Raw genomic sequence first — 24,721 nt, 5'->3', positions numbered from 1 at the left:
GGGGGATGTCCGAGGCGATGCCCGGGCGGATCCTCGGGGGGATGTCCCGGGGGATGCTCCGGGACCCGTCCGGGGGAATTCTCAAAGGGGTGCCCCAGCTGAGGCCTGGGGGGAGGTCCGCTCGGGCCTCTCCGGCGCGGGCACGGCGCCGCGCGCGGAGCCCGTCGTCATCACCGCGACCGACGTCGCGGGCAGCCGCTTCGTCTCGGGCACCGGCGCCGCGCCCGATCCCGGGCGGCAGGCGGCCGTCATCGCGCAGGCGGAGAGCACCCTGCCGATGGTGGTGCGGAGCCTGTACGGGCAGCGGCTGAGCTCGGCCGAGCTGCGGTCCGGCGCCGCGGGCGACCGCTTCTTCGCGCTCACCGACGACCGGGGCAGGGACCTCACCCTGCGTCTGGACGCCGTTCCGCTCCCCTCCGGCACGGTCGCGCGGACCCACGTCAACACCACCTCGGACCAGCACGTCGTCCAGCTCTCCGACCGGATGGACCCGCGCCAGGTGGGCCGGGCGCTGAGCCACGAGGTCGGCGAACTGCTCGCGGTGCGCGACCGGGCGGCCCGTGCCGCCGCCGGTGACCCCGAGGTCGCGGGCGTCGCGCCGAACCGTGCCGAGCTGCTGGCCCGCGGCGGGCTGGGGAGCGCGGACCGGCGTCTGAGCCTCACCGAGGAGGACCTCGGCCGGGTCGGCGAACTCAACTACCTGGCCGCCCGCATGAACGACGCCACCCTCGATGCCACCCAACGCGCCGAATCCCGGAGTGAGTTGTCGGCGCTCATCGACCACGCCGGGCTGCGGCCGCAGGCCCCGGCCGACTCCGACCGCTTCGCGCCCGAGCTCCAGGCCGCCGATGTCCGCCGTGACATCATCGACCCGCACCTGACCCCGATGGCGGCCGGCGCCCTGCGCGAACTGGCCGTCCCCGTCGAGCGGTTGAACGCGGCCGATGTCGCCGAACTACGGGAGTTCCGGTCGCGGGCCGAACACGCCCGCCCCCTCGGGGTGTCCGCCCACGCCCCTCCCCTGCCGGGGTTCCGGCCCGACGGCTCCCCCGTCCCCCGCGAGGAGCTCGCCGCGGCGGCGGCCCAGGCGGCCGACCAGCGCACCCGGGCCGGTGCCGCCACCCTGGCCGAGCTGCGCGCGGAGAGCGCCACGACCGGCGAGTGGCCCACCCGCCAGGTCGTCATCGGCGGCGGCGCCAGCCTCGTCGGACGCGACCCCCAGGCCCTGCTCGTCGACGCCCGCGGCCGCTGGCACCTGGACCCCGGCCAGGGCATCGTCCAGTCCCCCGACCAGACGAGGGACATGCGGGCCAACGGGCTCGGCGACGCCCACCAGTTCGCCGACCCGACCGCGCGGGTGCCGCGCGACGCCGTACGCCTGTGGGAGGACCAGCTCGCCGTGCGCGGTCCCCTCGTCGACGGGACCGCGGCGCTGGTCCCGGGGCAGGACGGTCACCTCTACGCGCACATCCGGCCCGGCGACGGTTCCCCGGACGTCTATGTGAAGGTCGAGGGCACGCCGACCGTGGCCACCGGGCTGCCGCCGGAGATGGTGCCGGGCGTCGACCGCCGGGACGCGGTGAATCTGCCGGAGGCCCTCGACTCCGTACGCGGACAGCTCCCCGCCGACTCACCGGCGCACGCCCGGCTGACCGGGGAGGTCAGCGCGGAGCGGGCACTCCAGGTGTTGCGGGAGGAAGGCGTGCTGGACGGGCTGCGCTCGGGCGGCGCGGCGCGGGGCGCGCTCCAGACCCTGGACGCGACCGCCCAGTGGGAGCGGGCGAGGGCCGCCGCGCCCGGACGGGTCTTCATCGGGGACGAGATCGCCGAGAACCGTTTCGACCCGCATGCCGCGGGTGCGGAGGGCGCCCCGAAGACGTGGCTGGTCGCGGGCGCCGGCGGCACGGGCGTGGCCAACGCCGAGATCATCCTGGAGGCCGACCCCGAGGCACGGGTCACCGTCTACGGGCCGAACCTTCCTCCCGCGCTGGAGAACCAGGTGCAGTTCACCGCGCTGCGGGAGCGGTTCGTCCGCGAGTACGGCGGTGACGGCCGCCTCACCATCGACATCCACCCCGACAACCGGGTGGGTGCCGTGCGGATGTCCACCGGGCCCGACGGAAAGCCGCGGTTCCGGGAGGGGCGGGTGGAGGCGGAGGCGTATGTGGCGAGCCTCGGGCGGACCGCGCCGATGCCGGAGGCCCTCCAGGAGCTGAGCGAGCGGACCCGGGCCGGGGGCGGGCAGGTGCGGGGGGATCTGATGTTCGACCGCGACCGGCAGTACCTCGGTTACGGCGTCACCTTCGAGGCGGGGGGCAGGCAGCACCGCGTCGAGGTGACCGGTGCGGCCTCGCAGTTGCTGCCCCGCGACGTCTTCCCTCGGGACACCCAGGCCGCTCTGGGTGCCATGGCCGCCCGCCAGGTGCCCTCCCAGAGCGGCAACGCGGCTCCGGGTTTCGCTCCTGTGGCCCAGCAGACGGCCCGGCTCGCGGAGGCGCGTGCGCAGGGGACGGTGGAGCGGCACGCGTCGGTTCCGGAGAGCTGGCGCAGGCCCGCTGTGGCGGGCGCGACGACGACCACGCCGTCCGGTGGGCCCACGAACCCCGTGGCGAGCGCGGCCCGCCTCCAGTCCGGCCGGGGTTCCGCTGCCCCGGGCGGGGGCGTGCCCGGCTCGGCACCGGGTCCGGCACCTCGGGTGCAGAGGCCTCCACGCCCGGGTCGGTGAGACACGCTTGCGCTGGCGTCTGCGGTGCGGGTTCGGTGGGTGGGTCGGGGCCGTGCCGGTACATCCGCCCGTCGCGGTTGGATCAGACGTGGGTTTTGTAGGGAGCCGCTGCTCGATCCGGACGTAAGCGACGGGCATCTGATGTACCGGCACGGCCCCTCCCGTGCGCGGCCGACTGCGGGCACATCGTGGTGGCCAGTCCAGGTTTCAGCCCCGGCCTGGGAAGTTTCAGCCCCTCCGGCGATTGAGGAGCGGGGTCTGGGGCGGAGCCCCAGGGTGGGACGGGTAGGGGCGGAGGGGGCGAAAGAAGGTTTTGGTGGGGCGGAAGCACCCGCCTGGGGTCGGTGAGGGGCCCCGCCCTGGACAGGTGCATGCGTGTGCATATATTGTTCACGCGTGTAATCGACGTCGGCGTATCTCCGGGGGAACCGTGACCCGCACATTCCTGTTCGTGCTCGGCAGCAGCCGCCCCGGCGGCAACACCGAGTCGCTGGCCCGCAAGGCAGCCGAACAACTGCCCGCCGACGTGGAGCAGCGCTGGCTGTCCCTGGCCGAGCACCCGCTCCCCGACTTCGTGGACCTGCGCCGGGACGGCGACCACGTACGCCCTCCCGCCTCCAGTTCCCAAGCCCTCCTGCTCGACGCCACCCTCGCCGCCACCGACATCGTGATCGCCTCACCGCTGTACTGGTACTCGGTGTCCGGACTGACCAAGCGCTACCTGGACTACTGGTCGGGCTGGCTGCGCACTCCCGGCGTCGACTTCAAGGCCACCCTGGCCGGGCGCACGCTCTGGGGCGTCACCGCGCTCGCGCACGAGGAGCAGGAGGTCGCCGACCCGCTGGTCGGCACGCTGAACCACTCGGCGGCCTACATGAAGATGCGCTTCGGCGGGGTCCTGCTCGGCAACGGCAGCCGGCCCGGCGACGTGCTGAACGACACCGAGGCGCTGACACGCGCGAAGACCTTCTTCGCCCAGGAGGCACCGCTCGCACGTTTCCCCTACGAGCGCTGACGCGGCCGTTCAGGCGGTGATGTCCTTCGTCGTGAACCGGGCCCACGCGGCCGACCCGAACACGGCGACGTACAGGCCCTGGATGCCGAGGTCGCGGACCAGGTCGTCCCAGTAGACGGGGTCGCGCATGAGGTCGGCGAAGGACAGCCAGTAGTGGGAGAAGAAGTACGGCTGGAGTGCGTGCAACTGGGGAATCTGGTCCAGGATCTGGACGGTGATCAAGAGGCCGACCGTCGTCGCCATGGCCGCGATGCCACTGTTGGTGAGGGTGGAGACGAACAGGCCGAGCGCGGCGACACCGGTCAGTGACGCGGCGACGACCAGGGCGATGAGCAGCGCTCTGCCGAGCCCCTCGGCGAAACCGATGCGGGTTCCGGAGATCGTGGTCAGCTCGCCCAGCGGGAACAGCAGGGCGCCGACCGCGAACGCCGAGAGCGCCACCACCAGGGTCGCCACCAGGCAGAACGTCATCGTCGTCGCGTACTTCGTGAGCAGCAGCCGCGTGCGGCCGGCGGGCGCGACGAGAAGATAGCGCAGGGTTCCGGCGTTGGCCTCGCCGGCGATCGCGTCGCCCGCGATGACGCCGATCGCCATCGGCAGGAAGAACGGAAGGGTCGCGGCCAGCCCGGTGAACACCAGGAACAGCCCGTTGTTGGTGATCTGCGCGATGAACGCGGGACCCTCGCCGCCGCCACCGCCCGCGGTCGAGCCGCCGCTCGTCTCGACCCTGACGGCGACGCCGATGAGGACCGGCACGGCCGCGAGCACGCCGAGCAGCGCGATCGTGCGCCACCTGCGGAACGTGGTGACGAGTTCGTCGCGGAAGAGTCCGAGTGTCCACAGCGGGCTCGGCCCGCGGACGGCCCCCGGCTCCGGCGACGGTGACGGTGACGGTGACGGTGACGGTGACGGTGACGGTGACGGTGCAAGTGACGGCGCCGTGGCCATTCCTGTCGTCATCCCCGTCCCTGTCCCTGTCCTCGTCCCTGTCCCCGTCGCGGTCGCCGTCGCCGTCGCGGCCTCGGTCGCGGCCTCGGCGTCCCGCTTCGGCAGATGTTCAGCCCGCGACATCGAAACCCTCCCCGGTCAGCGCCACGAACGCGTCCTCCAGCGAGGCCCGTTCGACTCCGAAGCCGCGGACCCGGACGCCTGCCAGGACCAACGCCGCGTTCAGTTCGGCGAGTTCACGGCCGGGCGGCTCCGCGGTCACCCCCGTCTCGGTCACGACGAGATCCATGACGCCCTGCTCCTTGAGGATCCGGGCCGCCTCCCCGGTGTCCGGCGTGGTCACCACCAGCCGGCCCCGGGCTCCGGCCGCGAGGTCGGCCACCGGGCCCTGGACGATGAGCCGCCCCTGGGCCATCACGGCCGCGTGGGTGCAGACCTGCTCGATCTCGTCGAGGAGGTGCGAGGAGAGGAAGACGGTCGTGCCGTCGGAGGCCAGCTCTCTGACCAGCGAACGGATTTCGCGCATGCCCTGGGGATCGAGACCGTTGGTCGGCTCGTCCAGGACGAGCAGCCGACGGGGCTGGAGCAGCGCGGCCGCGAGTCCGAGCCGCTGCTTCATGCCCAGCGAGTACGCCCTCGCCTTCTTTCCCGCCGCGGCGGTCAGCCCGACCCGGTCCAGCGCGGTCTCGACGCGTGTCCTGCGGGTCCGGGGATCGGCGGTCGGGTCGGCGGCGTCGTACCGGACGAGGTTGTCCCGACCGGAGAGGAAGCCGTACAGGGCGGGGCCCTCGATCAGCGCCCCGACGTGCGGAAGCACGGCGCGCGCCGACCGGGGCATGGGCCGCCCCAGCACGCTCGCCGTGCCCGACGTCGGCTCGATCAGGCCCATCAGCATCCGGATGGTGGTGGTCTTGCCGGAGCCGTTCGGCCCGAGGAAGCCGAAGACGCTGCCCGCCGGGACGGTGAGGTCCAGGCCGTCGACGGCGAGCTGTCCGCCGCGGAACCGCTTGCTCAGCGCGCGGGTGGCGATCACCGCGTCCTCGGCGGACACGGCAGCGGCGGACACGGCACCGGCGCTCCCCGTCCGCCCTGCGGGGACGGCGGCGCCCTCGGCCTTCGCCGGATCGGGCTCGTCGGCGGACAGCTCCTCCATGGACTCCCTCGGTTCGGTTCGCCCGGCCGCGTCTACTGGGCGGCGTCGGCCGCCTTCACCAGCGCGGCCTTGGTGACGGCACCGGCGTACACCTTGCCGTCGTCCGTGATCAGCGCGTTGACGAGGCGGGTCGAGAAGACCGTGCCCGAGCCGAACGTGCCGGTGACGTGGTCGCCGAGGGAGTTCAGGAACCCGTCGACGTCACTGTTGCCGGTCGAGCCGGACGCTCCGGACGGCATGCCCTCGCCACCGGTGTCGAGGACGACGATCGAGTTCCAGCCCTCGCCGATGGTCTTCGGACCGCCGACGCCGTCGGCCGTTCCCTCATGTCCCTTCGGCCACGCCTTCTTCAGATCCTTCGGCTCGTCGCCCTTCGACGTGCCGCCCTTCGCGCCCTTCAGCTCGTCGCCCTCGGTGACCTTCGCGCCCTTCGGCGGGGTGAAGGCGAACGTCGACGCGGCCGGCCGGGAGAAGTCGACCTGGGTGAAGCCCGCGTCCACGACGGCCGCGCCGCCGCTCGCCGGGGTCAGCGTGAACTTCAGCGGCAGCCCCGTCTTCGCGTCCACCGCGATGCTGATCGCGCCGACCGTGGTGCCTGACTGCCGGGGCTTGATGACCAGCTTGTAGGCGTCGCGGCCCGCGACGTGCGCGGTGCCGTCGACGCTCACGGAGGTCGTGTCGTCCACGGCCTTGAGAGCCTCTTCGGCGAAGTCCTTCGGAGTGGCCGGGACATCCCGCGGCGCCTTGCCCTTGGCACCCTCGCCGGCGTGCCCGGACTCGGCGGACGTCGAGTGGAAGACCTCGTTCGACTTGCTGTCGTACCCCCACACGTCCTTGCCGTTGTGGATGACGCTGTACTCGGCGGCGTTGTCCAGCAGGGAGACCTTGCCCCTGTCCGGGCCGTCGGCCGCGACGCGCAGCGTGTGCGTGCCCGAGGCCAGTTCGAGGAGCTTGGACTGCGGGTCGGCGGAGGAACCGCCGTGCCCCTGGGCCGCGCCGGACAGCAGGCCGCTCTCCAGACCGCCCAGGTCGGGCAGCCCCAGATCGGTGCTGATCTTGACCGTGCCGGAGAGCTGCTGGACGTCCGACTCGGCGATCTTCTCGATGAGTTGCTGTGCGGTGACCTTCGGCAGGTCGGGGTCTCCGGAGTCGGCGAGCGCCGGAACGAGTCCGATCGTCGCCGCCGCCACCCCCACCACCGCGACCGGAACGACGTACCGCGCGGCCTTGCGTCGCCCGGCGAGCCTGTCGTCGGCCTCCGCGGCCCTCGCGCTGTCGTCGGATTCGTACGGTGCCATGTGTGCGTTACCTCCGTCGTCGGCGGCGGCCCTGCCCTCGTTCCGTGCTCCACCCCTAAGCCGCCATTCTCACCCGGACCGGTGAGGAGTGGTGTTCTCCATCTGACCAAATTCGCGGGATGAAAGCGTCAGCCCCCGGGCTCAACTCCTCGTAGTCCTGCGGTATGACGTGACAGGGCGGTGCCTACCCCGACCCGTAGGGGTCGCTCGTAGGGGTCGCTCGTGGGGGTCGTACGTGGGGGGCGTACGTGGGGAACCCGGCCTAGAAACTAAATATGGCGACATTTCGAGTAAAGAACGGCTCGAATCCGTACGTACAGGTGGCAGCGATCGGAGCACCCAGCACTCCAGGGATCGAGGAATCGCCATGATCGCCATCAGGTACGTCGCGGGATACGCGGCCACGGGCACCGCCGTCCTGGCGCTCACGCTCGCCGGATGCGGAGGGGGCGGCGGAGGAAGCAGCGGCGGCGGCAAGAGCGGGACCAGCTCCTCGCAGAGCAGCGGCGGCACGACACAAAGCGGCACCACGGGATCGGCGACGTCCATGCTGACCACGGCCAAGGTCGCGAAACTGGGCACGGTCGTCACCGACGACAAGGGGTACGTCCTGTACCGCTTCGACGCGGACTCGGCGAACCCGACCAAGGTCACCTGCTACGACACCTGCGCCACGGTCTGGCCGGCGACCACGGCCCACGGCGGGGTGACCACGAAGGGCATCGACAAGAGCCTGGTCTCCACGGTGAAACGCGCGGACGGCAGCACCCAGGTCACCCTCGCCGGCTGGCCCCTCTACCGGTACGCCAAGGACGACGAGCCGAAGGAGGCCTACGGCCAGGGAGTGGACGGAACGTGGTTCGCGGTGACACCGAGCGGCGCGAAGATCACCACACCCGCCTCGACGTCGCCGACACCGGCCACGACGAGCACGGGAGGCGGTGGAGGCTACTGACAGCCGCCCCGGCAGGGGCCGGTCCTGGCCTGGCCGGTACGGGGCCGGTCCCGGACCGGCGGATACGGACCGGCGGATACGGACCGGTTCCAACCGGTCGGCGACCGGTGGCACCTGAACCGGCGTCTCAGCCGGCCCATGTCCGGTGGCACGCGAGCCGGCGTCCCAGTCCGCCCGCGACCGGTGACACCCGAGCCGGCGTCTCAGCCCGCCCGGTGCACCACGGCGTCCACCAGCTCGACCAGCGCGGCCTTCGAGTCGCACTCACGCAGCGGGGCCAGCGCGGCGCGCGCCTCCTCCGCGTAGCGCACGGTGTCCCGGCGCGCCTGCTCCAGCGCGGGGTGCTCCCGCAGCCGGGCCAGCGCCTCCGCGTGCCGCGCGTCGTCCGTCAGGTCCGAGTCGAGCAGCTCGCACAGCGCGATGTCCTCGGCGAGCCCCAGCCGCTCCGCGCGCTCGCGCAGCCGCAGCACCGGCAGCGTGGCGATGCCCTCGCGCAGATCCGTCCCCGGCGTCTTGCCGGACTCGTGCGAGTCGGACGCGATGTCGAGGACGTCGTCCGCGAGCTGGAAAGCGACGCCCAGCCGCTCGCCGTACTGCGTGAGCACGTCCACGACCGTCTCGTCGGCGCCCGACATCATCGCGCCGAACCGGCACGCGACGGCGACCAGCGACCCGGTCTTGCCGCCGAGCACGTCGAGGTAGTGGTCGACCGGATCGCGGCCGTCGCGCGGACCCGCGGTCTCCAGGATCTGCCCGGTCACCAGCCGCTCGAACGCCTCGGCCTGGATCCGGACGGCCTCGGGCCCGAGGTCCGCCAGGATGTACGAGGCGCGGGCGAAGAGGAAGTCACCCGTGAGGACGGCCAGCGAGTTGCCCCAGCGCACGTTGGCGCTGTCCACCCCGCGCCGGACCTCGGCCTCGTCCATCACGTCGTCGTGGTACAGCGTGGCGAGGTGGGTCAGCTCGACGACCACGGCCGAGGGCACGACACCCGGCGCGTAGGGGTCGCCGAACTGCGCGGCGAGCATCACGAGCAGCGGCCTGAACCGCTTGCCGCCGGCCCGCACGAGGTGCTGGGCGGCTTCCGTGATGAACGGGACCTCGCTCTTGGTGGCTTCGAGCAAACCCTCCTCGACAGCCGCCAATCCGGCCTGGACATCGGCTTCGAGAGCCTGGTCCCGCACGCTCAGCCCGAACGGCCCGACGACGGTCACGAGAGGTTCTCCTGTCTGCTGACGATCACATGGCGAACTCGGTCGATCATTTGGTCGATGACACGGTTTGTCGATGTGTCGCTGCCATCACTCAAGTCAGCGTATCCGGTCACGTTTCGATCACCACGAGCGCCCACCGTCCCCCGGTCCACTTCGCTCCGCCAGGTGGTGGGCGCGAGTACACCCGGAAGGCACACGGGAAGCACCTGCGTGCCCCAACGGCGGGTACCCCGGCTCACGGGCACCACCCCACCACCGACTGTATGTTCATGATCAGATGATGTGAACCGACTTGCGATGACTTGCGATGAAATGACCGGCATTACGTCCTCTGGGGTGGCGCTCATGCACATCCGTACGTCCTTCCCTTACGAGACCACTCACGAGGACGTCCTCATCCCTCTCTCGGACGGCACCCGTCTGTACGCCCGGATCTGGCGGCCGCTGACCGAGGAGCCCGTACCGGCGCTCCTGGAGTACCTCCCGTACCGCCTGACCGACTGGACGGCCCCGCGCGACCAGCAGCGCCATCCGTGGTACGCCGGGCACGGCTACGCCTCCGTCCGCGTGGACGTACGCGGCCACGGCAATTCGGAGGGAGTGCCGGGGGACGAGGACACGGGGAACGAGCCGGACGACGGGGTGGAGGTGGTCTCCTGGCTGGCGGCCCGGCCCTGGTGCACCGGCCGGGTCGGCATGTTCGGGATCGCGTGGGGCGGCTTCGACTCCCTCCGGACCGCGGCCCGCGCGCCCGAGCCGCTCAAGGCGATCGTCACGGTCTGCTCGACCGACGACCTCTATGACAACGACGTGCACCATGCGGGAGGTTCCGTCCTCGCCGTCGACACGCACGCCCGGTCGGCCCGACTGCTCGCCTTCGCCGCCCGCCCGCCGGACCCCGCGCACGTGGGCGAGGGCATGTGGCGGAGCATGTGGGAGAAACGGCTGGAGGCGATCCGCCCCGCCGCGCCCACCTGGCTGGCACACCAGACCAGGGACGCGTACTGGCGCCACGACAGCCTCCGCGAGGAGTACGGGGCCATCCGCGCCGCGGTCCTCGCGGTCGGCGGCTGGCACGATCCGCATCGCGACACGGTGCTGCGCCTGGTGCGGAACCTGCCGCCTGATCGCGTACGAGGTCTCATCGGCCCCTGGTCCCGCCAGTACCCGGACCGGGGCCTGCCGCCCGGACCGGCGATCGGCTTCCTCCAGGAGACGCTGCGCTGGTGGGACCACTGGCTCAGGGACGAGGAGACGGACGCGCTCTCCGTCCCCCTTCTGCGCTCGTACGTGATGGACGCGCACCCTCCGGCGACGGTGTACGCGCGGATCCCCGGCCGCTGGGTGGGTGACCCGGCCTGGCCCTCGCCCTCGGTGACCCCGGTCGCGTACGCGCTCCAGGGCGCCCCGCTGCCGGTGCGCTCCCCGCAGCACACGGGGGTCGACGCGGGCCGGCTGTTCCCTTCCGGCGACGACGCCGACCTGCCGCCGGACCAACGGGAGGAGGACGCCCGCTCGGCCTGCTTCGAGTTCGAGGTGCCTGAGGAGACCTGGGTACTGGGCCGGCCCCGGGTCAATCTGCGGCTGACGTCCGCGTCACCCAGGGGCCAGGTGATCGCCCGGCTGTGCGACGTGGCCCCGGACGGAGCGTCGACGCTCGTCACCCGGGGCACCCTGAACCTCTCGGCGCGCCGGGGCCCCGACCGGGCGGTTCCCTGGGAACCGGGTACCACGGAGAACGTGGTGTTCGACCTGACCGCCATCGGCTACGCGTTCCCGGCGGGCCACCGGATCCGGCTGGGCGTCTCCTCCGCGTACTGGCCCTGGATCTGGCCCCAGCCGGGCTCGGAGGAGGGCTTCACCCTGGAGCCGATCGGCAGCGTCCTGGAACTCCCGGTACGGGCAACGGAGTCGGACCCCTCGGTCGCCTTCGAGGAACCGGAGCAGTTCGCACCCCTCGGCGTGACCGTCTCGGCGACCCTGGACGAGCCCCGCCCCCGACGCCTGGTCCTGCGCGACGTGGCCGCGGAGACCTGGCGTCTTGAGGTGGACCCGGGGCGCGGCGGTACCCGCGTGTACCCCGACGGCCTCGAATGCACGGAGGAGGCCCGGGAGACGTACACGATCGACACCTCGGACCCGCTGTCCGCCCGCGCCCACTCGGCCTGGTCGATCCGACTGCACCGCCCGGACCTGCCGTGGGACGCCCGCGTCGAGACGGTCTCCGCCATCACCTGCGACGCACAGGACTTCGTCACGACCGACGAACTCGTCTGCAAGGACGGCGACGAGGTCGTCTTCCATCGAACCTGGGAGAAGCGCATCCCGCGCACAGCCGGCTGACTGGGCCCGCCGGCACGGGAGTTCACTCCCTCGGACCGCTGCGCATCCACACGCGCCCCAGGCCCGGGCCGGCGCGACGCGCTCATGGCGCGGGCCCCGGCGTATCGCCGCGCCCCGGACGGCGGCAGGACACTCTCGCGCCGAACACCGGTGGCGCGAGGCGCACTTCACCGCGCACCGGCCCGGGTTCGGAACCGCGTCGGGGCGGCTTCGGTCCACGTCCGGGCGGCTTCGGCTTGCGTCCGGGCGGCTTCGGCTCGCGTGCGGGAGGCGCGCCCGCCACCGGGCGGCCACGTTCCCCGATGTGTCCCGCGCCACAATTCCCGCCGCGCCAGGGGCCTCTCGGTACCCCGCGAAGGGCTCGGCGGCGGCTTCCACCGCAAGGACGATGCCCGAATTACCCCTCATGCCGCCTTGATGCTCTTTGGTCTCGTGAGTTGGGTCACCGGCGAACCGGACTCCCGCCGCGCGCCCTTCGCGACCCAACCCGTTTGCCAAAGGCAAGTTGAGGATCTAATTCCGGCGCAATCGGACTTTTTACCCGTGCATTAACCAGGAGAAAGCGATCTTCGCGGTCAAATCTCATCTTGTTTCGGACATGTGCTCTCGCATACGTTCTGGTCGACCCCGGGCGGATCGCCGAATCCTGCCGCCGCCCGGCAACCCATCGACCCACGCACGGCAGGAGCGGGGGAACCACAGGTAAGCCGCCGATCCGGGCACACCGGACCGGCTTGGGGTGAAGCCGCGCCCACAGCGCGGCCGGGCATCTCCCGCCCGAACCCGACAGCTCACCTCGCAGGCGTCGGAGAGGAAATTCGTCATGCCCGTACGAGGCAAGCACCGCCGCATGAAGACCAACGTCATCACCCGGGGCATGATCGCCGCCGGAACGGGCGGCATCGCCCTCGCCCTCCCGCTCGTGAGCGCGACCGGCGCCAGCGCCGCCACCCCGGCGCAGGCCCCGCAGGCCGCCCACACCGCGGTGATCCCCAACGTGCAGCTCGTCACCTACAAGGTGGTCGCCGGCGACACGCTCTCCAAGGTGGCGCAGAAGTACCCCAAGAGCGGCGGCTGGAAGAAGCTGTACGCGGCGAACCGCGCGGTCATCGGTGACAACCCCGCCCACCTCCGTCCGGGCCTGAAGCTGACCGTGGGCACGAAGACGCTGAAGTCGACGACCGTCCGCACCACGGCGAAGGCGACCGCCGCCGTCGCCAAGTCGACCACCGTCACCCAGGCCGCCGCCAAGACGTACTCCAACAACCTCGACGGCTGGATCAAGGAATCCCTGGACGTCATGGCCAAGGCCGGCATCCCGGGCAGCTACGACGGCATCCACCGCAACGTGATGCGCGAGTCCTCCGGCAACCCCAACGCCATCAACAACTGGGACTCCAACGCCGCCGCGGGCATCCCCTCCAAGGGCCTGCTCCAGGTGATCGACCCCACGTTCCAGGCGTACCACGTGGCCGGCACGTCGTGGAACATCTACGACCCGGTCGCCAACATCACCGCGGCCTGCAACTACGCGGCCGACAAGTACGGCTCGATGGACAACGTCAACGGCGCCTACTGATCGCACCCCGCACCCCGTCTTCCTCCGCACCCGCCGACGGCGCCTTCCCGGCCCGTCGGCGGGTGCGTTGCGGTCCCGTCGGCCGGTGTGCGTCCGCGGGCGCGGCGGCGGGTGCGCGTCCGTGGGCACGGCGGGCGGGTGCGCTCCGAATGTGTCGGCGGGTGTGCGTTCGTGGGTGCGCCGGGCGGGCGTGTCGGCGGGTGTGCGTTTGCGGGCGCGCCAGGCTGGGGCGCCTGCGCCGCTAGTGCCGCGGCAGGCAACGTTTGCCCGTCAAGGAGCGGCGCCCGGTGCGTGCTCTCGGCGTGCCGGCCGGAAGTCCTCGTACTGGATGTACTTGGGCTTTCGGCCGGTGCGGCGAGAGTGCGTGCCGGGAGTCGCGACGGGGCGAACGTTGCCTGTCGCGGCACTAGAAGCCGAAGAGGCGCTCCAGCACGACCGCGATCCCGTCGTCCTCGTTCGACAGGGTGATTTCGTCGGCCACCGCCTTCAGTTCCGGATGGGCGTTGGCCATCGCCACACCTCGGGCCGCCCAGTCGAACATCGGGATGTCATTGGGCATGTCACCGAAGGCGAGCGTCGCGTCCGGCGTGAGCCCGAGGTGCGCCGCGGCGAGAGCCAGGCCCGTCGCCTTGGTCACCCCGCATGGCTGGAGTTCGACGGTGCCGGGTCCGGACATGGTGACCGTCGCCAGCGAACCGACCACTCCCCGTGCCGCCGACGCCAACTCGTCGTCGGACAAGGAGGGGTGACGGAGCAACACCTTGCTGATCGGCTCCGCCCAGAGGTCGTCCCGGCGCGGCACCCGCACCGCGGGCAGGGTCGGATGCGGCATGACATAGCCCGGCTCGATGAGCGTCAGCCCGTCCACGCCGTCCTGGTCGACCGCCGCGTACAGCAGCCCGACCTCCGCCTCGATCTTGCCGAGCGCCGTCTCCGCCAGTTCCCTGTCCAGGGTCACCGACCACAGCATGCGGTCCGCGCCGGCGTCGTACAGCTGCGCCCCCTGCCCGCACACCGCCAGTCCCTCGCCGCCGAGTTCGTCGAGAAGCGGTCGCACGCGTGGTGCGGGTCGGCCCGTGACCACGAGATGCCGGGCACCTGCCCGGGTCACCTTCGCCAACGCGGCACGTGACCGGTCGGAGAGTGTGTCGTCGCCGCGCAGCAGCGTTCCGTCCAGGTCAGTGGCGATGAGTGAATATGCAGTCGGAGCGGCCATGATCCGAAGAATACGGATCGAACGACTCATCGGCCCGGCCTGAACCGGACGACGTCCGGTATCCCGTCAGCAACGCCGTTCACCGCACGGTGGTAAGCGCGTTGCGACCGCTTCGGATCACCCACGCTCCACTTCCGTCCACACCGACTTTCCCGCACACGACCGACCACATTTCCCCAACACCCCCTGGACAAAGGCCAACTCGCCGACAGGCCACCTCGGCCGCCGTACCGCACCACGCCGGCCACCGGGGCCGGACATCGGCAAGTCCGTTCACGGACAAGCCCGTTGGGCCGGGCAGAGACGAACTCCTCCCGCCTTGGGAAGTGCGCCACGGAAGCGTACGAGACAGCCGCGGGCAGCCTCGGGCAGCCGCGAGCAGGTCCGTGAAGCGCGGCCACGGAACCGAGAAGCGGCACCCGTCACCCGGCTTCGGCGCACCCGCCGCCCAGCGACCTCCGGCTCCGCGCGGGACCAATACGGACATTGCAAACCCTTTAGGCCCTGCCGCAGCGGGGACACTCCCCCGTAACGTGTGCCCGACCACATGAAACGCGTGGAACGCATGGATCACATGGCGAGTACGAATCCGAAAGCGAGGCACCAACCGATGCCCCCCTTCGATGTCCCCGAGGGCGACCCCTTCGGCCCGCACAACCTGCCGTACGGCGTGTTCTCCCTGACCGACCCGGCCGGCGACCCCGAGCGACGCGTCGGCGTACGGCTCGGCGACCACGTGCTCGACGCGGGCGCGGCGGCCCGCTCCCTCGGCTCCCCTTACGCCGGGCTGCTCGCGCAGCCGACCCTCGACCCGCTGCTCGCCGCGGGCCGCACCGCCTGGTCCGACGTCCGGCGCGCGCTGACGGCCTGGGTGACCGTCCCGGCCCACCGGGAGACCCTCGCTCCCCATTTCCACCCGCTCACCGACGTGACGCTGCACCTCCCCTTCACCGTCGCGGACTACGTCGACTTCTACGCCTCCGAGAACCACGCCCGGAACGTCGGCCAGATCTTCCGTCCCGATGCCGCCGACTCCCTCACCCCGAACTGGAAGCACCTGCCGATCGGCTATCACGGCCGCTCCGGCACGGTCGTGGTGTCCGGCACGGATGTCGTCCGCCCGTCGGGCCAGCGCAAGGCCCCCGCGGACGCCGCCCCGGTCTTCGGCCCCTCGGTCCGCCTGGACATCGAGGCGGAGGTCGGCTTCGTGGTCGGCACCCCCTCGGAACAGGGCCGTCCGGTGCCCCTGGGCGACTACCGCGACCATGTCTTCGGCCTCTGCCTGCTCAACGACTGGTCGGCGCGCGACGTCCAGGCCTGGGAGTACGTCCCGCTCGGCCCCTTCCTCGGCAAGTCCTTCGCCACGTCCGTGTCGGCGTGGATCACCCCGCTGGACGCCCTCGACGACGCCCTGGTGGCCCCGCCCGTCCGCACGCACCCCCTCCTCCCCTATCTCGACGACGCCTCCGAGGAACCGGGCGGCTACGACCTCCGGATCTCCGTGGCCATCAACGGCCACGTCGTCTCGGAACCCCCCTTCTCCACCATGTACTGGACGGCCGCCCAGCAACTGGCCCACATGACGGTCAACGGCGCCTCCCTGCGCACCGGCGATCTGTACGGTTCCGGAACCGTCAGCGGCCCCTCCGAGGGCGAGCGCGGCTCGCTGCTCGAACTCACCTGGAACGGGCGCGACGCCCTCGAACTCCCCGACGGCAAGCGCACGTTCCTCGAGGACGGCGACGAGGTCACCATGACGGCCTGGGCCCCCGGTCCGGGCGGGACCCGGGTGGGCCTCGGCGAGGTCCGGGGCCGCATCACACCGGCCGTCTCCCAGTAGGACTCTCCTGGGCAGGCCCCTTCAGGAGGCTCCGGCAGAAGCCTTCGGGGATACCTTCGGGATACCTCGGCAGAGGTCCGACAGAGGCCGGAGGCGCCTCGGCCGAGGGTCCCGCGGAGGTCTTCCGGCGGGAACGAGTCCGTGTCACGGTGGCCAGGATCCTGGCCACCGTGCCCGGCGGGCCCGGCTGGCGCGGCTGGCCCGGCAGGGACGATGGGGTCGGCGGGGCGTCGCCCCCGTTCCCGGTCCTCTGCCTCGGGCGGGCTACATCCAGTCCTCGGGCTCCGGCTCCTGGTCCAGCTCGGGCCAGTCCGGGTCCGGTGCCGAAGTGGCCGCCGCAACCGGCGCCGCCTCGGGTCTGCCGCCGTCTCCCGGGGCCCCGGGCGTGCCGTCGGCGAGCGAGGCGAGCACCCCGATGACACCCTCCCCGTAGGTCGCCAGCTTCTTCTCGCCCACCCCGCTGATACCGCCCAGCTCCTTCACAGAGGTGGGCCACACCGTGGCGATCTCCCGCAGCGTGGCGTCATGGAAGATGACGTACGCCGGGACTCCCTGTTCGCGCGCCTGCTCCGCCCGCCAGGCACGCAGCGCCTCGAACGCGGGAACGAGCTCCGCGGGCAGTTCGGCCACCGCCGCCTTGGCCTTGCGCTCACCCTTGGGTGCCGACGACCGCGACGTGACCGGCTTCGGCGCCTCCTTGCGCAGCAGCACGTCGCGCTCGCGCCGCAGCACGGTCCCGCTCTCGTCGGTCAGCACCAGCGTGCCGTACTCGCCCTCGACCGCGATCAGCCCCTGGGCCAGCAACTGCCGTACGACACTGCGCCATTCGGACTCCGCCAGCTCCTCGCCGATACCGAAGACGGACAGCTGGTCATGGTCGAACTGGATCACCTTGGCGGTCTTGCGCCCCAGCAGGATGTCGACGATCTGGCCCGCGCCGAACTTCTGGCCCCGCTCGCGCTGGAGGCGTACCACCGTGGACAGCAGCTTCTGTGCCGCGACCGTGCCGTCCCAGGTCTCCGGAGGCGTCAGACAGGTGTCGCAGTTGCCGCAGTCCGGTGTGTCGGGGTCCTGGCCGAAGTAGGCCAGGAGCTGGGAGCGCCGGCACCGGACCGTCTCGCACAGGGCGAGCATCGAGTCCAGATGGGCGGTGGCCCGGCGTCTGAACGCCGCGTCACCCTCCGAGCCCTGGATCATCTTGTTCAGCTGGACCACGTCCTGAAGGCCGTACGCCATCCACGCCGTGGAGGGCAGTCCGTCACGGCCGGCGCGGCCCGTCTCCTGGTAGTAGCCCTCGACCGACTTCGGCAGGTCCAGGTGGGCGACGAAGCGGACGTCCGGCTTGTCGATGCCCATGCCGAAGGCGATCGTGGCGACCACCACGAGGCCCTCCTCCCGGAGGAAGCGGGACTGGTGCGCGGCACGGGTGCCCGAGTCCAGGCCCGCGTGATACGGCACCGCCTCGATGCCGTTGCGGGCGAGGAACTCGGCGGTCTTCTCCACGGAGTTGCGCGAGAGGCAGTACACGATGCCCGCGTCGCCCGCGTGTTCCTCGCGCAGGAAGGACAGCAGCTGCTTCTTCGGGTCGGCCTTGGGAACGATCCGGTACTGGATGTTGGGTCGGTCGAAGCTCGCTTCGAAGTGGCGGGCCGCGGGCATGCCCAGGCGCTGGGTGATCTCCTTGTGCGTCGCGCGGGTGGCGGTGGCCGTCAGCGCGATGCGCGGGACGTCCGGCCAGCGTTCGCCGAGCAGAGAGAGCGCCAGATAGTCGGGACGGAAGTCGTGGCCCCACTGGGCCACACAGTGTGCCTCGTCGATCGCGAAGACGGAGATCTTCCCGCGGGACAGCAGGTCCAGCGTGCTGTCGAGACGCAGCCGCTCGGGGGCCAGGTAGATGAGGTCGAGCTCTCCGGCCAGGAACTCCGCCTCGACCACGCGCCGCTCGTCGAAGTCCTGTGTGGAGTTCATGAACCCGGCACGCACGCCCAGCGCCCGCAGCGCGTCCACCTGGTCCTGCATGAGCGCGATGAGCGGGGAGACCACAACGCCCGTACCCGGTCTGACCAGGGAAGGGATCTGGTAGCAGAGGGACTTTCCGCCACCGGTCGGCATCAGGACGACGGCGTCACCGCCCGCCACCACGTGCTCGATGATCGCTTCCTGCTCGCCGCGGAAGGCGTCGTACCCGAAGACCCGGTGGAGAGCGGCCAGTGCCTCGCTCCCGCCCAGCGTCTCCGTCGCGTCCGCTTCGGTCATCACACCCGTCCCGCCCATCTTTTCGTCCCCCGTACGTCGCGCCTCGACCACTGCGTCCACGATAGGGGTCCGCGCCGACAGTCCGAGAGTTGTCCACAGGCTGCGAGGGACCGGCTTCCCTACGTATCGGCGCTCGTCCCGTCTCACTCCGCCGCACGGCGCGCTCCGACGGGGTTCAACCCGTTGGCCCCGCTTGCATGGCGGCGCTTCGGGACCGAGGGTCATGCTGCTCGGGCGGGAGGAGGGGGCCCGCAGCCGACGGACCCGTGCAGTCCGTACGCCTCTCTCGTTTCCCTAGGAGTCCTCGCATGTCCCAGCGTCCCCTCCGGACCGCCGTCACCCTCGTGACAGCCGCCGCAGCGTCGCTCGCCCTGTCCGCCGGCCCCGCCCCGGCCGCGGACCGCCCGGCCGACCCGAAAGCGTTGCGGGATCTGGCCAAGGCGTACCTGGCCAGCGTGAAGTACCTCGACGAGAAGGTCGCCCTCGCCGACGGATACGTGCCTCGCCAGTGCTCCTCGGACCCCGCGGGGCACGGCAGCATGGGCTACCACTACTTCAACGAGTCCCGCTACGGCTCACTCGATCCGGCGAAGCCCTCGGCTCTCCTGTTCGAGGACGGCAAGGACGGAAAGCGCAGGCTCGCCGGGGTCGAGTGGATTGTCCTGGACTCGGACCAGAACCTGAAGACCAGCAAGGACCGGCCCTCGATGTTCGGCGGCCAGAAGTTCGAGGGTCCGATGCCGGGTCACTACCCGGGTATGCCGGTCCACTACGACCTGCACGTCTGGCTGTGGAAGCAGAACCCCAACGGGCTGTTCGACCGCTGGAACCCCAGGGTGAAGTGCCCAGCCGCCCCGGCGCACACCGGCAAGTCCGACACGCCCCACACCGGCAAGTCGGGCACGGTCCACACCGGCTCGCCCGGCATGGCCCACACCGGCTCCGCGGGCACGGCCCACACCGCCCACTGAGAACGGCTCGGGCCCCGCTCCCCCCGAAGGGAGCGGGGCCCGAGCCGAGCGCCGTACCGCTCAGCGCACGAAGACCCCCGCCTGGCTCGCCAGGTTCAGGAAGTACTGCGGCGCCACACCGAGCACCACCGTGACGGCCACACCCACCGCGATCGCCGTCGTCGTCAGTGGCGACGGCACGGCGACCGTCGGCCCCTCCGGCTTCGGCTCGCTGAAGAACATCAGCACGATCACGCGGATGTAGAAGAACGCCGCGATCGCCGACGAGATCACACCGACCACGACCAGCGCGCCCGCGCCGCCCTCGGCAGCCGCCTTGAACACGGCGAACTTTCCGGCGAATCCCGAAGTGAGCGGGATACCCGCGAAGGCCAGCAGGAAGACCGCGAACACCGCGGCGACCAGTGGGGACCTGCGTCCGAGACCGGCCCACTTGGACAGGTGCGTCGCCTCGCCGCCCGCGTCCCGTACGAGCGTGACGACGGCGAAGGCGCCGATCGTGACGAAGGAGTACGCGCCCAGGTAGAAGAGGACCGACGAGACACCGTCCGGCGAGGCCGCGATGACACCCGCGAGGATGAATCCGGCGTGTGCGATCGACGAGTACGCCAGGAGCCGCTTGATGTCGGTCTGGGTGATCGCGACGATCGCGCCGCCCAGCATGGTGACGATCGCCACGGCCCACATGACCGGCCGCCAGTCCCAGCGCATACCCGGCAGGACGACGTAGAGCAGACGCAGCAGCGCGCCGAACGCCGCCACCTTCGTCGCCGCCGCCATGAAGCCGGTGACCGGGGTCGGCGCGCCCTGGTAGACGTCGGGCGTCCACATGTGGAAGGGCACCGCTCCGACCTTGAAGAGCAGGCCCATGACGACCAGCGCCATACCCATGAGCAGCAGCACGTCGTTGCCCATGGTGCCGGCGAGAGCCGGGTCGACGTTCGTGACCGTGCCGTCGACGACGTGCGCGATGGTCGCGTACGACACCGAGCCGGCGTAGCCGTACAGCAGGGCGATGCCGAAGAGCGTGAACGCCGAGGCGAAGGCGCCGAGCAGGAAGTACTTGACCGCCGCCTCCTGCGACATGAGCCGCTTGCGGCGGGCCACGGCGCACAGGAGGTACAGCGGCAGGGAGAAGACCTCCAGCGCGACGAACAGCGTCAGCAGGTCGTTGGCCGCGGGGAAGACGAGCATGCCGCTGATAGCGAAGAGCAGCAGCGGGAACACCTCGGTGGTGGTGAACCCGGCCTTCACAGCGGCCTTCTCGCTGTCGCTGCCGGGCACCGACGCGGCCTGCGCGGCGAAGGAGTCGACCCGGTTTCCGTGCACCTCCGGGTCGAGGCGCCGCTCGGCGAAGGTGAAGACGCCGAGGATTCCGGCGAGCAGGATCGTGCCCTGGAGGAACAGGGCCGGTCCGTCGACCGCGATCGCGCCCATCGCCGCGATGTGCGCCTTCGTGGTTCCGTATCCGCCCGCCGCGAGCGCGACGACCGCGGAGAAGGCCGCGGCCAGCGCGACGACGGCGACGAACACCTGTGCGTAGTAACGCGACTTGCGCGGCACGAAGGCCTCGACCAGAACTCCGACGACCGCCGCGCCGAGGACGATCAAGGTGGGCGACAATTGCCCATATTCGATCTTCGGTGCATCGATCTTGGAGATCGGCTCGGCCGCGGTCGCGGCTGTTGTCCACAGGCTGTGGACGGCTGATGCGCTCACTTGGCCGCCTCCACCTCGGGCTGGGGGTCCGTCTTGTGTACATCTGACATGGTCTGCTGGACCGCTGGGTTGACGATGTCGGTGAGCGGCTTCGGGTAGACGCCCAGGAAGATCAGCAGAGCGATCAGCGGGGCGACGACCAGGAGCTCGCGCACCCTGAGGTCCGGCATCTCGGCCACCGACGCCTTGACCGGGCCCGTCATCGTCCGCTGGTAGAGGACGAGGGTGTAGAGCGCGGCGAGGACGATGCCGAAGGTGGCGATGATGCCGACCACCGGGTAACGGGTGAACGTGCCCACCAGGACCAGGAATTCACTCACGAAGGGCGCGAGACCCGGGAGCGACAGCGTCGCGAGGCCACCGATCAGGAAGGTGCCCGCGAGCACCGGGGCGACCTTCTGCACTCCTCCGTAGTCGGCGATGAGACGCGAGCCGCGCCGCGAGATCAGGAATCCGGCCACCAGCATCAGGGCGGCGGTCGAGATCCCGTGGTTGACCATGTAGAGCGTCGCGCCGGACTGGCCCTGCGTGGTCATCGCGAAGATGCCCAGGATGATGAACCCGAAGTGCGAGATCGACGCGTAGGCGACCAGCCGCTTGATGTCCCGCTGTCCGACCGCGACCAGCGCCCCGTAGACGATGCTGATCAGCGCCAGTACGAGGATCGCGGGCGTCGCCCACTTGCTCGCCCCCGGGAAGAGCTGGAGGCAGAAGCGGAGCATCGCGAAGGTGCCGACCTTGTCGACGACCGCCGTGATCAGCACGGCGACCGGCGCCGTGGCCTCGCCCATGGCGTTGGGCAGCCAGGTGTGCAGCGGCCACAGGGGCGCCTTCACCGCGAACGCGAAGAAGAAGCCGAGGAAGAGCCACCGCTCGGTGCTGGTCGCCATGTGCAGCGAGCCGTCGGCCCGCGCCTGGACGATCTCCTGGAGCGAGAAGCTTCCGGCGACCACGTAGAGGCCGATCACGGCGGCCAGCATGATCAGGCCGCCGACCAGGTTGTAGAGGAGGAACTTCACCGCGGCGTACGAGCGTTGTGTCGCCGCCGCCTCGTCGCCGTGCTCGTGGGCACGGTCCCCGAAGCCGCCGATGAGGAAGTACATCGGGATCAGCATGGCTTCGAAGAAGATGTAGAAGAGGAAGACGTCGGTGGCCTCGAAGGAGATGATCACCATCGCCTCGACGGCCAGGATCAGGGCGAAGAAGCCCTGGGTGGGACGCCAGCGCTTGCTTCCGGTCTCCATCGGGTCGGCGTCGTGCCAGCCCGCCAGAATCACGAACGGCATCAACAGCGCGGTGAGCGCGACGAGCGCCACCCCGATGCCGTCCACGCCCAGTTGGTAGCGCACCCCGAAGTCCGGGATCCAGGCGTGGGATTCGGTGAGCTGGTAGCGGTCGCCGCCGGGGTCGAAACGCACCAGGGTGACCGCGGCGAGCACCAGCGTGCCGAGGGAGACCAGCAGCGCCAGCCACTTGGCCGCGACGCGCTGCGCGGCCGGCACGGCGGCCGTGGCGATCGCCCCGAGGGCCGGGAGCGCCGCCGTCGCTGTCAGCAGAGGAAAGGACATCGGTATCAGACCGCCCTCATCAGCAGGGTCGCGGCGACGAGGATCGCCGCACCGCCGAACATCGAGACCGCGTAACTGCGCGCATAGCCGTTCTGCAGCTTGCGCAGCCGCCCGGAGAGGCCGCCCACGGAGGCCGCCGTCCCGTTGACGACTCCGTCGACCAGGGTGTGATCGACGTAGACCAGGGAGCGGGTGAGGTGCTCACCGCCGCGTACCAGCACGACGTGGTTGAAGTCGTCCTGGTACAGGTCGCGCCGGGCGGCGCGGGTGAGCAGCGAGCCACGCGGGGCGACGACCGGGACCGAGCTGCGTCCGTACTGGAGGTAGGCGATGCCGGCGCCGACGACCAGCAGCACCATGGTGGCCACGGTGACCGTGAGGGCGCTCACGGGCGAGTCGCCCTCCGAGTGCCCGGTGACCGGCTCCAGCCAGTGCACGAAGCGGTCGCCGATGCTGAAGAAGGCACCCGCGAACACCGACCCGAAGGCCAGCACGATCATCGGGATCGTCATGGACCTGGGCGACTCGTGCGGGTGCGGTTCGTGCCCCTCGGCGTCGGGCTGCCAGCGCTTCTCCCCGAAGAAGGTCATGATCATCACGCGCGTCATGTAGTACGCGGTGATCGCCGCGCCCAGCAGGGTCACGCTGCCGAGGATCCAGCCCTCGGTGCCGCCCTTGGCGAAGGCCGCCTCGATGATCTTGTCCTTGGAGAAGAAACCGGACAGGCCCGGGAAGCCGATGATCGCGAGATAGCCGAGGCCGAAGGTCACGAACGTGATCGGCATGTACTTCCTGAGGCCGCCGAACTTCCTCATGTCGACCTCGTCGTTCATGCCGTGCATGACCGAACCGGCGCCGAGGAAGAGCCCGGCCTTGAAGAAGCCGTGCGTCACCAGGTGCATGATCGCGAAGACGTAGCCGATGGGGCCGAGGCCCGCCGCCAGCACCATGTAGCCGATCTGCGACATGGTCGAGCCGGCGAGCGCCTTCTTGATGTCGTCCTTCGCGCAACCGACGATCGCACCGAACAGGAGCGTGACCCCGCCCACGACGGTGACGACGAGCTGTGCGTCCGGTGCCGCGTTGAAGACGGCGGCCGAGCGCACGATCAGATACACGCCCGCGGTCACCATCGTGGCGGCGTGGATGAGGGCCGAGACCGGGGTCGGGCCCTCCATCGCGTCCCCGAGCCAGGACTGCAGCGGCACCTGGGCCGACTTGCCGCAGGCCGCGAGCAGCAGCATCAGCCCGATGGCCGTGAGCTTGCCCTCGGTGGCGTCCCCGGCGATCCCGGGGTGTCCCTCGGTGCCGAGCAGCGGCCCGAAGGCGAAGGTCCCGAAGGTCGTGAACATCAGCATGATGGCGATGGACAGGCCCATGTCGCCGACACGGTTGACCAGGAAGGCCTTCTTGGCGGCGGTGGCCGCGCTGGGCTTGTGCTGCCAGAAACCGATCAGCAGGTACGAGGCGAGACCGACACCTTCCCAGCCGACGTACAGCAACAGGTAGTTGTCGGCGAGGACGAGCAGCAGCATCGCCGCCAGGAACAGGTTCAGATAGCCGAAGAAGCGGCGGCGGCGCTCGTCGTGCTCCATGTACCCGATCGAGTACAGGTGGATCAGCGAGCCGACGCCGGTGATCAGCAGGACGAACGTCATCGACAACTGGTCGAGCTGGAAGCCGACGTCCGCCCGGAAGTTCCCGACGGCGATCCAGCTGAACAGATGCTGGGTGAAGGTCCGGTCCTCAGGACCCTTGCCCAGCATGTCGGCGAAGAGCACGACGGCGATCCCGAAGGAGGCGGCCGCGAGCACGGTACCGATCCACTGGCCGACGGCGTCCAGCCGCCGTCCGCCGCACAGCAGTACGGCCGCTCCGAGCAGAGGCGCCGCGATCAGCAGCGCAATCAGGTTCTCCACGA

General features: G+C 70.9%; 16 protein-coding genes and 1 riboswitch. Of the genes, 7 read left to right on the top strand and 9 right to left on the bottom strand.

The window, feature by feature from the left end:
• Positions 1-277: 277 nt before the first annotated feature.
• Together OG485_RS25315 and OG485_RS25310 are read left to right on the top strand one after the other, a co-directional pair.
• Positions 278-2,725 (top strand): hypothetical protein, encoded by a 2,448-nt coding sequence (locus OG485_RS25315; RefSeq protein ID WP_328670838.1) that lies wholly within the window; start codon positions 278-280, stop codon positions 2,723-2,725.
• Positions 2,726-3,155: 430 nt separating this feature from the next.
• Positions 3,156-3,740: a flavodoxin family protein gene (locus OG485_RS25310; RefSeq protein ID WP_328670837.1), complete on the top strand. Its 585-nt coding sequence runs from the start codon at positions 3,156-3,158 to the stop codon at positions 3,738-3,740.
• Positions 3,741-3,749: 9 nt separating this feature from the next.
• On the opposite strand, the gene OG485_RS25305 is transcribed toward OG485_RS25310, so the two are convergent.
• Genes OG485_RS25305 through OG485_RS25295 form a run of 3 tightly spaced genes read right to left on the bottom strand, consistent with a single transcriptional unit; the run spans position 3,750 to position 7,139 of the window.
• On the bottom strand, positions 3,750-4,811 hold the full coding sequence (locus OG485_RS25305) for an ABC transporter permease (protein ID WP_443048756.1): 1,062 nt from the start codon (positions 4,809-4,811) through the stop codon (positions 3,750-3,752).
• The gene (locus tag OG485_RS25300; protein ID WP_328670836.1) at positions 4,798-5,841 is read right to left on the bottom strand and encodes an ABC transporter ATP-binding protein; all 1,044 of its coding nucleotides are present in this window, start codon (positions 5,839-5,841) and stop codon (positions 4,798-4,800) included. The genes OG485_RS25305 and OG485_RS25300 overlap by 14 nt, the downstream gene beginning before the upstream one ends.
• 32 nt (positions 5,842-5,873) lie before the next feature.
• Positions 5,874-7,139 (bottom strand): LolA family protein, encoded by a 1,266-nt coding sequence (locus OG485_RS25295; RefSeq protein ID WP_328670835.1) that lies wholly within the window; start codon positions 7,137-7,139, stop codon positions 5,874-5,876.
• 367 nt (positions 7,140-7,506) lie between these two features.
• Between OG485_RS25295 and OG485_RS25290 the strand changes: the two genes are divergently transcribed.
• Entirely contained in the window at positions 7,507-8,094 is a 588-nt protein-coding gene (locus OG485_RS25290; RefSeq protein ID WP_328670834.1) for a hypothetical protein, read from the top strand.
• Between the two features lie 203 nt (positions 8,095-8,297).
• Here OG485_RS25290 and OG485_RS25285 read toward each other — a convergent pair whose 3' ends face one another.
• Positions 8,298-9,308, bottom strand: coding sequence for a polyprenyl synthetase family protein (locus OG485_RS25285; RefSeq protein ID WP_326786148.1), 1,011 nt, complete (start codon positions 9,306-9,308; stop codon positions 8,298-8,300).
• A gap of 345 nt (positions 9,309-9,653) precedes the next feature.
• Between OG485_RS25285 and OG485_RS25280 the strand changes: the two genes are divergently transcribed.
• Positions 9,654-11,651, top strand: coding sequence for a CocE/NonD family hydrolase (locus OG485_RS25280; protein WP_328670833.1), 1,998 nt, complete (start codon positions 9,654-9,656; stop codon positions 11,649-11,651).
• Positions 11,652-12,310: 659 nt separating this feature from the next.
• A riboswitch (cyclic di-AMP (ydaO/yuaA leader) is annotated at positions 12,311-12,471 on the top strand.
• Between the two features lie 3 nt (positions 12,472-12,474).
• Positions 12,475-13,230 (top strand): transglycosylase SLT domain-containing protein, encoded by a 756-nt coding sequence (locus OG485_RS25275; protein ID WP_328670832.1) that lies wholly within the window; start codon positions 12,475-12,477, stop codon positions 13,228-13,230.
• A gap of 406 nt (positions 13,231-13,636) precedes the next feature.
• Here the strand turns inward: OG485_RS25275 and OG485_RS25270 are convergent, their stop codons facing one another.
• Positions 13,637-14,446: an HAD family hydrolase gene (locus OG485_RS25270; protein WP_326786150.1), complete on the bottom strand. Its 810-nt coding sequence runs from the start codon at positions 14,444-14,446 to the stop codon at positions 13,637-13,639.
• A 610-nt stretch (positions 14,447-15,056) separates the two neighbouring features.
• Here OG485_RS25270 and fahA point away from each other — a divergent pair.
• Entirely contained in the window at positions 15,057-16,286 is a 1,230-nt protein-coding gene (gene fahA / locus OG485_RS25265; RefSeq protein ID WP_328670831.1) for a fumarylacetoacetase, read from the top strand.
• Between the two features lie 264 nt (positions 16,287-16,550).
• Here the strand turns inward: fahA and recQ are convergent, their stop codons facing one another.
• On the bottom strand, positions 16,551-18,560 hold the full coding sequence (recQ, locus tag OG485_RS25260; protein WP_328674619.1) for a DNA helicase RecQ: 2,010 nt from the start codon (positions 18,558-18,560) through the stop codon (positions 16,551-16,553).
• A 290-nt stretch (positions 18,561-18,850) separates the two neighbouring features.
• Between recQ and OG485_RS25255 the strand changes: the two genes are divergently transcribed.
• Entirely contained in the window at positions 18,851-19,513 is a 663-nt protein-coding gene (locus OG485_RS25255) for a hypothetical protein (protein WP_328670830.1), read from the top strand.
• A 60-nt stretch (positions 19,514-19,573) separates the two neighbouring features.
• On the opposite strand, the gene nuoN is transcribed toward OG485_RS25255, so the two are convergent.
• The 3 genes from nuoN to nuoL are packed head-to-tail and all read right to left on the bottom strand — an operon-like array spanning position 19,574 to position 24,719.
• Positions 19,574-21,232, bottom strand: coding sequence for an NADH-quinone oxidoreductase subunit NuoN (nuoN, locus tag OG485_RS25250; RefSeq protein ID WP_328670829.1), 1,659 nt, complete (start codon positions 21,230-21,232; stop codon positions 19,574-19,576).
• Positions 21,229-22,800 carry an NADH-quinone oxidoreductase subunit M gene (locus tag OG485_RS25245; RefSeq protein ID WP_328670828.1) on the bottom strand — a complete coding sequence of 524 codons (1,572 nt, stop codon included), beginning with the start codon at positions 22,798-22,800 and terminating at the stop codon, positions 21,229-21,231. The genes nuoN and OG485_RS25245 overlap by 4 nt, the downstream gene beginning before the upstream one ends.
• 5 nt (positions 22,801-22,805) lie before the next feature.
• Entirely contained in the window at positions 22,806-24,719 is a 1,914-nt protein-coding gene (gene nuoL / locus OG485_RS25240; RefSeq protein WP_328670827.1) for an NADH-quinone oxidoreductase subunit L, read from the bottom strand.
• Positions 24,720-24,721 lie beyond the last annotated feature (2 nt).

The sequence above is a fragment of the Streptomyces sp. NBC_00328 genome, from assembly GCF_036139655.1.
Taxonomy (GTDB): Bacteria; Actinomycetota; Actinomycetes; order Streptomycetales; family Streptomycetaceae; genus Streptomyces.
This window is presented reverse-complemented; position numbering and strand designations above follow the sequence as displayed.